This window comes from Microcoleus sp. Z1_A1 (assembly GCF_036700305.1).
Classification (GTDB): Bacteria; Cyanobacteriota; Cyanobacteriia; order Cyanobacteriales; family Microcoleaceae; genus Microcoleus.
Genome location: NZ_JAUBOR010000082.1, coordinates 1 through 13,195, shown reverse-complemented (window position 1 = coordinate 13,195; position 13,195 = coordinate 1). Strand labels below are relative to the sequence as shown.

The 13,195-nt window shown below is 44.8% G+C and carries 14 protein-coding genes and 1 pseudogene; 8 read left to right on the top strand and 7 right to left on the bottom strand.

Annotated elements, in window-relative coordinates:
• Nucleotides 1-195: 195 nt before the first annotated feature.
• From QT973_RS26395 to QT973_RS26385, 3 genes are all read left to right on the top strand, one after another.
• On the top strand, nucleotides 196-375 hold the full coding sequence (locus tag QT973_RS26395; protein WP_333055207.1) for a hypothetical protein: 180 nt from the start codon (nucleotides 196-198) through the stop codon (nucleotides 373-375).
• Between the two features lie 146 nt (nucleotides 376-521).
• Nucleotides 522-791 carry a hypothetical protein gene (locus tag QT973_RS26390; protein WP_190663726.1) on the top strand — a complete coding sequence of 90 codons (270 nt, stop codon included), beginning with the start codon at nucleotides 522-524 and terminating at the stop codon, nucleotides 789-791.
• Nucleotides 788-1,486 carry an energy-coupling factor ABC transporter ATP-binding protein gene (locus QT973_RS26385; RefSeq protein ID WP_445251574.1) on the top strand — a complete coding sequence of 233 codons (699 nt, stop codon included), beginning with the start codon at nucleotides 788-790 and terminating at the stop codon, nucleotides 1,484-1,486. Before QT973_RS26390 ends, QT973_RS26385 begins: the two co-directional genes overlap by 4 nt.
• A 129-nt stretch (nucleotides 1,487-1,615) precedes the next feature.
• On the opposite strand, the gene QT973_RS26380 is transcribed toward QT973_RS26385, so the two are convergent.
• Together QT973_RS26380 and QT973_RS26375 are read right to left on the bottom strand one after the other, a co-directional pair.
• Entirely contained in the window at nucleotides 1,616-2,401 is a 786-nt protein-coding gene (locus tag QT973_RS26380) for a DUF4058 family protein (protein ID WP_333055210.1), read from the bottom strand.
• Between the two features lie 158 nt (nucleotides 2,402-2,559).
• A complete protein-coding gene (locus QT973_RS26375; protein WP_333055211.1) occupies nucleotides 2,560-2,802 on the bottom strand; it encodes a hypothetical protein in 243 nt (80 codons plus the stop codon).
• A gap of 129 nt (nucleotides 2,803-2,931) precedes the next feature.
• On the opposite strand from QT973_RS26375, the gene QT973_RS26370 reads away from it, so the two are divergent.
• On the top strand, nucleotides 2,932-3,144 hold the full coding sequence (locus QT973_RS26370; RefSeq protein ID WP_172192515.1) for a helix-turn-helix domain-containing protein: 213 nt from the start codon (nucleotides 2,932-2,934) through the stop codon (nucleotides 3,142-3,144).
• A gap of 65 nt (nucleotides 3,145-3,209) precedes the next feature.
• A pseudogene (locus QT973_RS26365) lies at nucleotides 3,210-3,377 on the top strand (helix-turn-helix domain-containing protein); the annotation flags it as partial.
• Between the two features lie 269 nt (nucleotides 3,378-3,646).
• Here the strand turns inward: QT973_RS26365 and QT973_RS26360 are convergent.
• From QT973_RS26360 to QT973_RS26355, 3 genes are all read right to left on the bottom strand, one after another.
• Nucleotides 3,647-4,129, bottom strand: a complete 483-nt coding sequence (locus QT973_RS26360; RefSeq protein ID WP_333055213.1) for a DUF6887 family protein — start codon at nucleotides 4,127-4,129, stop codon at nucleotides 3,647-3,649.
• A 16-nt stretch (nucleotides 4,130-4,145) separates the two neighbouring features.
• On the bottom strand, nucleotides 4,146-4,304 hold the full coding sequence (locus tag QT973_RS27150; protein WP_445251910.1) for a DUF6888 family protein: 159 nt from the start codon (nucleotides 4,302-4,304) through the stop codon (nucleotides 4,146-4,148).
• A gap of 294 nt (nucleotides 4,305-4,598) precedes the next feature.
• Nucleotides 4,599-6,107, bottom strand: a complete 1,509-nt coding sequence (locus QT973_RS26355; protein ID WP_333055214.1) for a UbiD family decarboxylase — start codon at nucleotides 6,105-6,107, stop codon at nucleotides 4,599-4,601.
• A 184-nt stretch (nucleotides 6,108-6,291) separates the two neighbouring features.
• On the opposite strand from QT973_RS26355, the gene QT973_RS26350 reads away from it, so the two are divergent.
• The 3 genes from QT973_RS26350 to pstB (QT973_RS26340) all read left to right on the top strand — a co-directional run bounded on the left by QT973_RS26350 (nucleotide 6,292) and on the right by pstB (QT973_RS26340) (nucleotide 11,108).
• On the top strand, nucleotides 6,292-7,725 hold the full coding sequence (locus QT973_RS26350) for an IS1/IS1595 family N-terminal zinc-binding domain-containing protein (RefSeq protein WP_333212307.1): 1,434 nt from the start codon (nucleotides 6,292-6,294) through the stop codon (nucleotides 7,723-7,725).
• Between the two features lie 482 nt (nucleotides 7,726-8,207).
• Nucleotides 8,208-10,130, top strand: a complete 1,923-nt coding sequence (gene pstA, locus QT973_RS26345; RefSeq protein ID WP_333055217.1) for a phosphate ABC transporter permease PstA — start codon at nucleotides 8,208-8,210, stop codon at nucleotides 10,128-10,130.
• A 162-nt stretch (nucleotides 10,131-10,292) separates the two neighbouring features.
• Complete coding sequence (gene pstB / locus QT973_RS26340; protein ID WP_333055218.1) at nucleotides 10,293-11,108, top strand: phosphate ABC transporter ATP-binding protein PstB; 816 nt, start codon at nucleotides 10,293-10,295, stop codon at nucleotides 11,106-11,108.
• Nucleotides 11,109-11,160: 52 nt separating this feature from the next.
• Here pstB (QT973_RS26340) and pstB (QT973_RS26335) read toward each other — a convergent pair whose 3' ends face one another.
• Both pstB (QT973_RS26335) and pstA (QT973_RS26330) read right to left on the bottom strand, forming a co-directional pair.
• Entirely contained in the window at nucleotides 11,161-11,964 is an 804-nt protein-coding gene (gene pstB, locus QT973_RS26335; protein WP_333055219.1) for a phosphate ABC transporter ATP-binding protein PstB, read from the bottom strand.
• On the bottom strand, nucleotides 11,958-12,953 hold the full coding sequence (gene pstA, locus QT973_RS26330; RefSeq protein WP_333055220.1) for a phosphate ABC transporter permease PstA: 996 nt from the start codon (nucleotides 12,951-12,953) through the stop codon (nucleotides 11,958-11,960). Before pstA (QT973_RS26330) ends, pstB (QT973_RS26335) begins: the two co-directional genes overlap by 7 nt.
• Nucleotides 12,954-13,195 lie beyond the last annotated feature (242 nt).

The window sequence follows — 13,195 nt, the reverse complement described above, 5'->3', positions numbered from 1 at the left end:
GGATGCCAGACCAGCCTACGAAGACGAAGCGATCGCGTTTGAGCCAGTCGTCGAGGACATCAAATATGCCTCTTTCGGTCTGGGCGCGTCCGACTGCGATTGTCATTTACGCAAATCTCCAAATGGATATAATTACAACGGATCTGTCTCTAGTCATGAGTTTTCCACCGTTGCCTCTGCTTAGCAGAAAACAAGTTGGATTATGAACAGACTTTACTTTTCTTTACCGTATTGACGATTATAGAGGTAATTCTTTACAAGAGCAAGTTTTTCTTAAAAAACTTTTGGCTGTTGACTTTTGACTTGTGCGAAGTCCCCGAAGCCCTCGAAGTCCCCGAAGTCTTTGCCCTGCATTTGGGAACTTCTACTATATAGGAGTCTCTGCGCTTTGCGTCAGAAGCCCCGTGGCTTGGTAGATGTATCGCCCTCAACCTCTGATTTTTCTAAGAAACTGGGTTTCCGTGGGTAAGTCCTATATATATACTGAGGAGAGAGCTCCAAACTTAGGTTTTTAAGACTATATGTTCAGCATTGACATCATTGTGAAAAATACGCCCGTCTCGCTGTCGGTGCAGCGGAAGTTGGAGGAGGACGCTGAGACTGTTTACCAGCAGGTACTGGCGGCGATTCGCAACTCCCAACCGCAAATTTTGGAACTCACCTGCGAGAAAAATCCTGAGAAAAAGGTGGCTGTACTCAGCAGCGAGATTTCTGGGGTGGTGGTTTCTCAGAAATCGGGGGCGTCATCTACAGGCAGATCCCCTGGCTTTGTCTCGATGACAGCAGAATGAGGGCTGGGGGTGTTGGTGCCGATATGAGCCCGTCAGCCGTTGCTGTGCGGGATTTGGGTTTTTGCTGGCCGTCGGGCGATCGAGTGTTGCAAGGTTGCTCTCTGGATGTACCCAAGGGCGAGTTTTGGATGCTTTTGGGCACTAACGGCAGCGGCAAGTCTACGCTGTTGAGGCTGATGGCTGGGCTGCTGCACCCCCAGTCGGGGGAAATTGACCTGAGTGGGCGAGTGGGTTTTGTGTTCCAAAATCCGGATCACCAATTGGTGATGCCGACGGTGGGTGCGGATGTGGCTTTTGGTTTGGTGGAGGAAAAGCTTTCTAACGTTCAGGTGCGGGAGAGGGTGGCGGAGGCTTTGGAGGCTGTGAATTTGCTGGATTTGCAGCGGCGGCCGATTTATGCTTTGAGTGGGGGCCAGAAGCAGCGAATTGCTCTTGCTGGGGCGATCGCCCGTCACTGCGAAATTTTGCTGTTAGATGAACCGACGGCTTTGTTAGATCCTGATTCTCAGTTGGATTTGGTGGCGGCGGTGCAGCGGTTGGTGAAAAATCGCGGGATTACGGCTTTGTGGGTGACTCACCGTTTGGATGAGTTGAATTTCTGCGATGGGGCTTTTTTGTTGGAAAAGGGCCAAGTTGTCGATCGGGGAGATCCGGCGCGTTTGAAGCAGCGGTTGATGCAAAGCCAAGATGTTTAGCTGTTAAGCAATTTGAGTCATAGTCGCGGCCGGGGCGGGTTTATCTGAATTTCTCACTTGTGTTGTAGATTAGGGTGAACCCGCCCCTACGGTATTTGTGATAATTAACCCGATATAATCTAACTAAATTCACCGCAATCCTCGATCGCGCAACCAAGCATCTGCCCAAATTGTATCGGCTTCTGACAGCGGTGGTATGACTTCCCAGTTGCGATAATCTATCTTGAGGTCGTAACTTGCTATGTCGTAAGTTTGAGTGAATAATTCCTGCAAATTGATTATAGGTTCGGTATCGCCCGATCGCAGCGGCAAAGGAAAGGCAGGCATCGGGTTTTGCAGGTTAAAAGCGTACAAATCTGCTCTGGGACGGCGATTTCCCCGACACACCAAAACACTATAGTGGCTTTCAATGTCATGGCCAATAACTGGCATTTTTTGACCGCGCCGCAATAAATCTATTTCAATTAAATGAGTGCGACTGGATAAAATTTCTTCTCGCTTTTCTTCGTACATTTGTCGTCCTTTTCCTGTGCGCTTATTGCTAGGCGAGAGGATTTCAATCAGGGTGATTAGTTCTTGGTTTCCTCTTTCTCTAATTTCTAAATAGCCTTCCCGAACCTGGTAGGGCATGGGAATATTTACTGTCAAGGGTTGTGTTGGTGGCGCTGCAACGGCTACGTTTGATGTGATTAATTCGGTTGTAGTTCTTGGCTGAATTACGTTTACATTAGGAATGCCAATTGATAAATTGTCGTCAGCGGTTTCATACATTCTCACTTCGAACGAGACTAAATACTTAGGACGCAGTTGGGGAGACAAAAATCTAAAAATTTCACTAATTAACAAGTGATGTAGGGCAGGCCAGAGTTCGGGATGCTCTAAATACGGATCCATACCGGTAAAGGGAGATGGCATTGATGTGACTCCTTGACTCAAATCTATTTCTAGTTTAGTTGAATATTTCTGGAACAGGCATCTTGCCTGTTTCTTGGGCGGGCTCTCCGGCCCACCCCACAACATATTTTAATGTTTGTGGAACCGGCATCTTACCTGTTGTTCACACTTTTCAACGCTTAAACTTCGATCGACAATTGCATCGGAATTGGAACGCTGTTTTCATCTAAGACAGACAGCGCATTCACGAAAACAATTGTATGCGGGACTGCGGGCATTAAGCGGCGCAGTGCATTTAGGTAAGATTCGGCATCGGGGCGGCGGCTGAAACGGGCGACTGTTAACCGCTGACAGTTGGGGAGGTGGCGAATTATGCACCAAGGCACAAGTCGATCGCGATATGTCGATTGTTTTGGTATCATAGGAAAATCCTTCCCACTTTTGTGGGTGGTGAATGAAAGGCGATCGCTCTAGATTTCTCAGGTCGGAGGGCGATCGCTGTTAATTGTATATTCATTAAATTACGAGTAGTCGTAATTGTCAAGGGCGGAATGGGACGAATTAGACTGCGAGTTCGAGAACTTGCTCAAGAGAAGGGTTGGACTCTTAGGGAAGTCTCCAACAGAACGGGTATTCCATACACTACGATCGCCACCTATGCCAGTTCTCCAGGTATGGCAACTGTAGACTACACAGCTTTGGACAAGATGGCCCGTGCGTTCGATATTGCGATCGAAGATTTAGTTGAGATTTTGGAACAATAAACTGATTTATCAGCGGGAAGATGGGGCTAATACGGTTGCGAGTTCGATAACTAGCCCAGGAAAAGGGTTGGACGCTGAAAGAAGTCTCTGACAGAACGGGAATTCCCTACAGCACGGTTAAAAAATACGCCCAAGCTCCCAAAATGGCAACGGTGGACTACACGGCTTTGCAGAAACTTGCTGCTGTCTTCGATTTGATGATCGAAGATTTGGTTGAGGTTTTGGAAGGGTAAACTGATTTTTGATTTAGTTTTTGCACTTCTTGCAACAGTCCGTCGGGGGTTGAAACCCCCGCCTCAAAGCTCAAGTCGTCTAAAGACGACTGAAAAGGCGATCGAGATCCCCTTCAATCCTTTTTTTGAAATTTTTAGGATTTACGCACGGGTGGTCAGAAACCGGGTTTTTGCGGGAATACTTCGTTACAGCCCGCAGATTTTGCAAAAAACCCGGTTTCTCTGACGAAGCGCATAAGTCCCGATCGCACTCAATTCGATCGCCCATTCTAAAAATCGCAAAAATCTTCAATTCCGGCACGAATTGCCAAAAGTGCGATCGACCCTGCCAGTCTTGATGGTAAGCTGGTGGTTGACGCTAAAAATTGGGCGATCGCACTTATCAGAGCCTCAATTTCTTTTTCTAAGTTTTCCTGCAACTTCTGTTCGACTTCTAATTCAATTTGCGATCGAAGTTTTGCCTCAATTTCCCGTTCTAATGTTTGGCGTAATCGATCCTCCTGTGCTTTTTCCCGTTGTTGTTGTTTTTCGCGATCGATTTCAGCTCTTTTCTTAATTGCTTCCTCAGCGATGCGAATATTTTCTTCAATGGGTACACCTTCAGGAGTACACATCTGCCCGTACCATGTCGCTTGTGAATCTGGGGGATTACGGCGACCAAAAAATATCTGAATCGCTTCATCATCATGCCGATGCGATAGCACGTAAGCTTTTAATTCGGATCTGCTCATTTCATCAAAGTTCGGTTTCATCCAAAAACCTCCAAAGTCAATTACTAGATACGATTACTTGCAGATCATCACTTACGAAAATATACACTTCTGTGGTTTGAGCATTAAAACGGAATAGTTGAATATCTCGGTAGTAGCTAGAGAACATCTGGCAGACGCGCAGACAGGCTTGGGCTTGTTCGTCAGTGGGATTAATCTGAAGTTCCTCAATTGTGGCACAAACTTTTGAATATAATATAACTTACGCATAGGAACCCAGAAACCGGGTTTTTTCGAGAAGACTTCTTGACAGTGCAAAGACTCGGTAAAAACCCGGTTTCTTTGTCGGAGTGCGTAAATCCCGATCGCATTAAAAAGAGGTAGCTTGCGATTTTTAGTTGGTGGGGGCGGGTTTTTTAGATTGTCTATCTGTGTCATAAAGGGTTGGAAAAACCCGCCACCACAGGTCGATCGAGGATGTGCGATATGTCAGATTTTACGGTTAATTCCCCTACTTCATCTCATAACCAAACAAATTCGGATCGACTTCTCCCAAATTCAAATCAGCCAAACCATACTCAGCCCAACGCCTTTCTACCATCGCCGCCACATCCGGATCTGACTCCAAAACTTCCCCCCATTCGTGATCCGTTTCCGGCGGCATCTTCGTAGTAGCATCAATCCCCATTCTGCCTCCCAAACCAATCTTTTCACTGGCAAAATCTAACGTATCAAAAGGCGTATTCGGCAGAATAAATACATCCCGCACCGGATCGACTTTAGAACTAATTGCCCAAACTACTTGACGCGGGTCGCGAATGTTGATACTTTTATCGACAACAATCACAAACTTAGTGTAAGTAAACTGCGGTAAAGCACTCCAAAATGCTAAAGCAGCCCTGCGCGCTTGACCGGGATATGCTTTATCGATCGAGATAATTGCCGCCTTATAACTCAGCGCTTCCATCGGTAAGAAGAAATCGACAATTTCCGATACTTGCTGCCGCAAAATAGGGGTATAAATACGGTTAAGCGCGATCGCCATCATTGCTTCTTCTTTCGGCGGCCGCCCGCTAAATGTGGTCAGATAAATCGGGTCTTTGCGGTGCGTCATGCAGTGGAACCGCACCAACGGCGAATCTTCGACACCGCCGTAATAACCCATGTGATCGCCGAAGGGCCCGTCGGGCAGAACTTCCCCCGGCGTAATCGTTCCTTCTAACACAATTTCCGAGTCCGCCGGTACTTCCAAATCTACGGTTTTGCACTTCGCCAATTGCACGCCGGAACCGCCGTAAAGTCCGGCAAATAACCATTCCGATAAATCTACAGGAATTGGGGTTGCTGCGGCGAGAATGATTAAAGGATCGACTCCCAGGGCGATCGCAACTTCCAACTTTTTACCAGCCTGCGCCGCTTTCCGCAAGTGCCGCGCGCCGCCCCGCACCGATAACCAGTGTACAGTCATCGTGTTTTTTGACTGCAACTGCAACCTATAAACCCCCACATTCGGCGTGCCCGTTTCGCAATCTTTGGTAATTACCAAACCCAGGGTGATAATTTTGCCCGCATCTCCCGGATAAGGGCGAATCATCGGGATTTTGTTCAAATCCAGCCCTTCTCCCTCAATTACCACTTGCTGACAAGCTGGGAAAAAGTCGCGCCCCGGTTTGGCTTTCACTACGTCAAACAGGACTTTGCCGAATTCTATCGCTTGGGAAATCTTTTTCGGCGGTTTTGGCTGTTGCAGCATTCCCAGTTTTTTGCCGAGCTCTTCTAGTTCGATCGGCTTTTCCATGTTCATCGCCCAGCAAACGCGCTCTTCCGTACCCAACAGGTTGATTGCGACGGGGAATTCGGCCCCTTTGACGTTTTCAAACAGCAGTCCAGGGCCGCCTTTTTGCAGCATTTGGTTGGAAATTTCGGCAATTTCGAGGTCGGAATCGACTAAGGCGCTAATCCGGCGCAGTTGTCCCCGTTCTTCGAGTAGTTTTAGGAATCCCCGCAAGTCTCTAGCCATTTTTTTTAAGAATTGTTAACGTTCTTTTGTTATTATGAGCCGATCGACTGCCACAAGTTACTCCTGAACCGCTCAAAAGATACGTATTTAACGAACCGCGAAGACGCCAAGGGCGCGAAGGAAGAGGAAGAAGAAGATAGGTAATGCCTTGTTGGGTTGGGGAGTAGGCTGCATAATGGGTTACATGAAATGTCCAAGATGCGAATCTGACGAAGTTCGTAAAAACGGCCGTCCCAACGGGCACCAGCGGTATCTTTGCAAAGCTTGCCGCAAACATTTTTTTGACCCGCCCAGTCCGCCGTCTTTCAGTCGCAAATGCACGGAAACACGGTTAAGCGAAGTTATCCCGCAAGGAATCGAGTCTGCAACCACCACAGAGTCCGGCGGGATTGCGATTTTGCTGTTAGATGCCGAAAATCTGAAACTTAAGGTTAATACAGAACAATTCTTAGCCGATTTGTGCGACTATCCCCTGCAAGTTAAAATTGCTTTTGCTAACTGGAAAAATCCGAGTATCGGCAAGTTGGATGCTGAACTTTACGATCGCGGTTACGAACTGATTCACGTTCCGGGCGGTGCTAATAGTGCTGACGGTAAAATGATTGCTTTTGGCGCGGCTATTTTATATCGATATCGGGATGTAAAACAAGTTTTTGTCTGTTCTTCGGACGGTTTGTTAAATCATCTTTGCAATCAGTTGCAAAATCAGGGAGTGACTGTGTTTCGGGTGCGTCGGCAAAATTCAGTTTTATCTGTAGAAAACTGTCAGAATGGTGAGAGCAAGCACTATTCTTGCGAAAGGGAAGAGGAAATCCCTAGTTTTGCAGAATTGGCTAATCAAGTTGCAGAGTTGTTGAAGGCTGAACACAAATCTATTGATGAGCGGATCGCTCGTTTTTCTAGTGTGGCTGAGCTTTTTCAAGAGCGCCACACTATTGTTTTCCCTTCTACAACTTCCCCTGCTGCACTGTCGGAGTCAGCAGAAGACAAAATTTCTTCTGGGACTAAAGAGTGTATAACTCCTCTTGTCGTGGATCTAGATATTGAATCCCAAAAAGTTCCCGAAACCAAGTCAGTCAATTCAATTGGGATTCATTCGCTGGATGCTTTAGAAAAGATACTTGTAGCAATGATTGCGAAAGCGATAGTTGATTTAAAACAAAATGCTATTCCCGTCACAACAATCAAGAAACAATTTTATACTAAATATCAGTGTCATGCCGATTTAATTGTGAAAAATTTTTTGCCGGATTCTAGTCTAATTAATTTTTTTAAATCGCGTCCGTCTGTTTTCAAAATGGAATTGCTCGGTAACGAACATCAAGTGGCGATCGCTCCAAAAGCAGCAGCATCTTCAAAAACACAGTCCTCAGCCGCCCTGGAAGCATCTATAGCAAATATTGTATTGGCATTAACTGCTAAATCTCCAGGCAATTACATTGGCATTAACCAGGTAGCCACCGAATTTCACAAGCAATACGGTCAACCAATTACTAAAAAGCTGCAATCGCTGCATTTGGGTAGCAATTTTCACGATTTTTTGCAGTCATGCCAAAAATTCAAAGTTCAGAAAAAGGGTAAGGAGCATCAAGTGGCGATCGCCAAAGTTACGGATTAAATATATGACTCAAAAGTCATAAATTGTGAGGGTAAGGTGCCCTTGGACGTACCTTACAAGCTATAGCAGTCGCCAAGGTGCTTCGGTAACGCTTGCTCTTGGACTACGCTCATGTACTCCCTGGCGATCGTATTCAAGATTAAGGTCAAACAGACAACTTTTCGCCTCTCAGGTTTTAATCGGGCGGCCCACTTTTCTTGCAACCAGTCCGAGGCTTTAACCCTCTGTTATCGAATTGCTTACCTATTTTTAACCATTTTTGATTAGCTATTGTGATAAATTATCAGAGGACATCAGTTATTTTAAATAACCATCTACTAGCAATCATTAGTTATTAGTTTTTAAAGCTAATTTTTTGAGTCAGTTTGCAGCGACTCAATTACTGAATAATAATTAATCCCTCACTAACTAGCACGAAAAATTAATTATTTTTAAACTATCAATACACTCTCGATCGCCAACAATCAAAAGCCCAGGTTTAAATGAAAACTGCCCCTTCGCATCTGCCACCTGAGTCTAAGCTTTGGCAGCGCAATTTAACCTCAGCTATGTGGAAAGAATATGCTTTACACGCTCTATTGGGAATACTCGGATGTATTCCCGCATTCATCACCCTAGGGATTATTACAGTCCTGATTTATGAAACAGCAATTTTCTTCCAAGAAGTACCTTTGTGGAGATTTTTGACAGATACGCAGTGGACGCCGCTTTTTCCCAATAAAACCTTTGGTATTATGGTACTTGCCAGCGGCACATTGTTGACAACGGCGATCGCCATGACTGTTGCCGTGCCTGTTGGCTTCCTCACTGCCATCTACCTCAGCGAATACGCTCCCCATAGAGTGCGTTATCTGCTCAAACCCTTTATAGAAACTCTATCGGGCATCCCCACTGTAGTCTATGGCTATTTTGCTCTGTTATTTGTTACCCCGCTGCTGCAAAAACTTATCCCCAATCTAGCCGGGTTTAGCCCTTTAAGCGCAGGTTTAGTCACTGGCATAATGATTGCACCTATTGTATCTTCTATGAGTGAAGACGCTATTCAAAATGTCCCAAAACGATTACAGGAAGCAGCTTATGCTTTAGGTTTTACAAAACCAGAAATTATCACTAAAATAATTTTACCAGTCGCATTTCCAGGCATCATTGCCTCCTTTACATTAGCAGCTTCTCGCTGTTTGGGAGAAACCCTGATCGCCTCCATTGCAGCAGGACAAAATCCCCAATTTGCTCTGAATCCGCTAGAAGCAGTATCGACAATGACTGCTTTTATAATTCAAGTAAGTTTGGGCGATATACCTATAAATTCTCTAGAATTTCACACTATTTTCACAGTAGGGACGGTCATATTTTTGATGACCTCGATCCTCAACACACTGAGTCACTTGCTTGTCCGGCGTCACCGCGATTTAATGTTAGAAGTCCCAATTGGCAGCCCGGAGGTAAATCAAGAACATTTAGCTATTAATTCTCGGTCAGATATCGCTCAATACTCCCCTCAAAAAATACCGAAATTTACTCACATTTTTCAGCCTGATTTCACCAAACGTCACTTCCTAGATCGAATTTTCATAATTCTCACAGTTATTCCACCTTTGGTTTTAATAACCGTTCTAGGGCTTTTATTATTTGATGTGTCTCAAGATGGTCTCTCGCGCCTTAACTGGCAATTTATCACGTCATTTGCTTCCAGAAACCCCGAAGAAGCAGGAATTTACGTAGCCTTAGCGGGAACTTTTTGGTTGCTGGGATTAACTGCAATTTTCGCTACTCCCATTGGAGTAGGAGCAGCCATTTATCTCGAAGAATATGTCCCCAATAATCTATTTAGCCAATTCCTTGAAATTAATATTGCAAATTTAGCAGCAATGCCCTCTATTATTTATGGCTTGCTAGGGCTGGGAATATTTGTTCACGGATTAGGATTTTTAACTGGCAAGTACAGTTTACTTTCTGCGTCCCTCACCCTATCCGTAATCGCTTTACCCACCATAATTATAGCGACTCGTTCAGCACTGCGCGCCGTTTCCCATAGCTTGCGGGAAGGAGGCACCGCTACAGGAATGACTCGGTGGCAGGTTTTGTGGCATCTAGTCCTGCCATCTGCAATGCCCGGTATTTTAACGGGAATTTTTTTATCCCTTTCCCGTGCAATTGGTGAAACAGCCCCGCTAATTGCGGTAGGTGCATCTGCTTTTATTACCTTTACGCCCGCTTTATCTCTGGAGGGGTTACGCAGTCCTTTTACCGCTCTACCAGTTCAAATATTTAACTGGGTTTCTCGACCTCAAGCCGATTTCCAACAAAATGCGGCAGCAGCAATTATCTTGCTAATTGGCATTCTATTCGTGATGAATATTTTAGCTATAATATTGCGAGATAGCTGTAGCAAAAAACAAGCATAAAATATCAAAAAGCAATTAGCAATTCCCGCCAAAGTACCACTAAAATTCCGCACCTGTAAACCTAAAAATCAAGGATTAGGAGTGTAAGGGATAAATTATTGCTTCTTCCTTACACCCCCTATCTGCAATTCCCAATCGCCAATACCCAGTTTCTTTGTACCTATGCAAACAGATTTTGAATTGCCAACACCCCTAGAAGCTATTTTGCGAGTCCAGCAACTATCGGTATCCTACAATGACATTTTAGCCCTAGAAGGAATCAATATGGAAATTTACAAAAATCAAGTTACAGGATTTATCGGCCCTTCTAGCTGCGGAAAAACGACTCTGCTGCGCTGTTTTAACCGCATTAACGACTTAGTTAAATGCGCTAAAATAACCGGAAAAATTACTTTTTACGATCGAGACATCACAGAGTTCAATCTAATAGAAGTTTGCCGCAGGATCGGTATGGTCTTTCAAAAACCTAATCCATTCCCCAAATCTATTTACGAGAACATTGCTTTGGGACTTCGCGTCAATGGCTATCGGGGAAATATTGACGAGCTTGTCGAAGATGCTCTCCGTCAAGCAGCGCTGTGGGACGAAGTAAAAGATCTGCTTAATAAAAATGCTATGACTTTATCAGGCGGCCAGCAGCAGCGACTTTGCATTGCTAGAGCCTTAGCACTGCAACCAGAGGTAATTTTGATGGATGAACCTTGTTCAGCGCTTGATCCAATTTCAACTTTACGCATAGAAGAATTAATTAACAGGCTGAAGAAGCATTACACAATTGTTATAGTCACGCACAATTTACAGCAGGCTTCAAGAGTGGCTGACCTTGTTGCTTTTTTTAATATCAAGATTCAAGAAGGAAGGCGAGTCGGCGAGCTTGTAGAGTATGCTTCAGCTCCTTCTATTTTCCTGAATCCTCAACATAAAGCGACTTGTGATTATGTGAGCACTTACAGCCGCATAGAGAGTGTAATTAGTTAAAAAGTTAGGGTGCGTTATATCTAGTTGTAACGCACCTTACTTGAGTTATAGATTATCCAAATCGACCTTCTACATATTCTTGAGTTTGCTGCTTGGCAGGATTGTTAAAAATAGTCTTAGTTTGATTAAACTCGACCATTTCACCTAAATACATGAAAGCTGTATAGTCAGAAACCCGTGCGGCTTGCTGCATATTGTGAGTAACAATTAGAATTGTTACTTGTTCTTTCAACTCGGCAATTAAAGCTTCAATGCTGGAAGTTGCGATCGGGTCTAGGGCAGAAGTTGGTTCGTCAAATAAAATTATCTCAGGTTCCGTTGCGAGAGCTCTAGCAATGCACAACCGCTGCTGTTGGCCTCCCGAAAGATTAAACGCCAAATCATTTAATCTGTCTTTTACTTCATTCCACAAAGCCGCGCCCCGCAGAGCTTTTTCGACTTTTTCATCCATGACGCTGCGCTTCGTTTGACCCCGCACCCGCAACCCGTAGACTACATTTTCATAGACTGACTTCGGGAAAGGATTTGGCTTTTGAAATACCATGCTAATCCGCATCCGAACTTCGATGGGATCTACCTTGCGGCTGAGGATATTAATCTCATCGGAGTCCAGCAAGATTTCCCCTTCGTAACGATTGCCGGGATAGAGGTCGTGCATCCTATTAAAACACCGCAGCAGCGTAGTTTTGCCACAGCCAGACGGGCCAATTAGCGCGGTCACTTTTTTATCATCAACAACTAGGTTGATATTTTTCAGTGCCTGAGTTGAACCGTAGAAAAAATTCAGGTTTCTGACTTCAGCTTTTGCCTTAACGGTAGTTGAAGACGAAGAGTTGGTTGTGATTTTTTTTACCATTTGATGTTTTTGCGGAAAATATAGCGGAGATAAATTGCCAAGCCATTCATTGCCAAAGTCATCGCCAGTATTATCAGGCCTGCTGCGGCAGCGTTGTTTTGAAATTCCGGTTGCGGGCGGGATACCCAGTTGAACATTTGCATGGGCATGACTGTGAAGGGTGACATCAGCCATTTAAACGAAACATAAGGAAATTCGGATTGCAGGGGAGAGTCGGGCAAAAAGGCAATAAATGTGAGAGCCCCAATTGTAATTAGAGGTGCTGTTTCTCCGATCGCCCTTGACAACCCCACAATTACTCCTGTCATAATACTGCCAGCGGAGTATGGCAAAACGTGATCCGAAATCGTTTGCCACTTGGTAGCGCCTGTGGCGTAGGAAGCTTCCCTGATCTCATTAGGAATAGCCCTCAGTGCCTCGCGAGTAGTAACAATTACTACTGGTAAAATCAGCAGTGCTAAAGTCAAACCAGCAGTGAGAATGCTCTGACCCAAGTTTAATTGATATACAAAGAAACCTAAAGCTAAAAGTCCATAAACAATTGAAGGAACGCCTGCTAAATTAGTGACATTAATTTCGATAAAATCAGCAACCCAATTTTTCCGGGCGTACTCTTCCAAGTAAATACCCGACGCAATACCCAAGGGAACCGCGGCTAAAGCTGTTACTAACATTACTAAAGCCGAGCCTACCCAAGCAGACAGTACGCCTGCATCTTCCGCGCGACGGGATGGGAACGATGTCAAGAATTGCCAGGAAAGACGCGGTAAACCATCGATCGCCAAATCAATGATTAATGCTAACAGGACAACCACGCCTACTAGCATCAACAATAAGCCGATCGCAGCGAAAATGCTGTCCCACAGCTTAGCTTTTGCAATTATTTTTCGGATTTCCTGTATATTTTTTACGGCCATATTTTGGGAGTTAGTAATTGGCAATTGATGATTAGTAATTGGTGAGGAGTTTTGATTCTTGTGTTTAGTCAACTCAAGCCTTAAAACTTTCTTTTTATACCAATTTAATGGGTAGTTTCACATAGCTAGATCCCCCTAAATCCCCCTTAATAAGGGGAGTAGGGGTTGACTTTGAGAAGAATCCCCCCTTATTAAGGGCGGAGAGAAGAATCTTGTCCCCCCCTTACTAAGGGGGGTTAGGCAGGGTGGATTAATTGTCAAAAGAGTAAACCAGTGGGGTTAGGCTATTTGCTGACGAGCACGCGCCAGATTTA